This window comes from Nocardioides cremeus, from assembly GCF_030518195.1.
In the GTDB taxonomy this organism is placed as follows: Bacteria; Actinomycetota; Actinomycetes; order Propionibacteriales; family Nocardioidaceae; genus Nocardioides; species Nocardioides cremeus.
In genome coordinates this window covers 1-218 of the sequence record NZ_JAULSC010000448.1, presented here as the reverse complement: position 1 = coordinate 218, position 218 = coordinate 1, and the positions used below count along the sequence as shown (strand labels likewise).

The following is a 218-nucleotide window of genomic DNA, read 5'->3' as shown; positions in this document are numbered from 1 at the left end:
GGACCGGCAGCCTCATCGCGCCGCTCCCCCGGCCTCGAGCACGATCCGCGCGAGCGCCTCGTCGGCGTCGCGGGGCACCAGGTGGCGCGCCGCGGCGCGCATCGTGGCCAGGCGGGCGGCGTCGGTGGCCAGCGGCACGACGTTGGCCACCACCCAGTCGGCGTGCAGCTCCTCGTCGCGCACCAGCAGCGCTCCCCCGGCCTCGACGACCGGTCGGG

1 pseudogene is annotated in these 218 nt (G+C 78.9%); it reads right to left on the bottom strand.

The window, feature by feature from the left end:
- Window positions 1–12: 12 nt before the first annotated feature.
- A pseudogene (locus QWJ41_RS21685) lies at window positions 13–218 on the bottom strand (UDP-N-acetylglucosamine--N-acetylmuramyl-(pentapeptide) pyrophosphoryl-undecaprenol N-acetylglucosamine transferase); the annotation flags it as partial.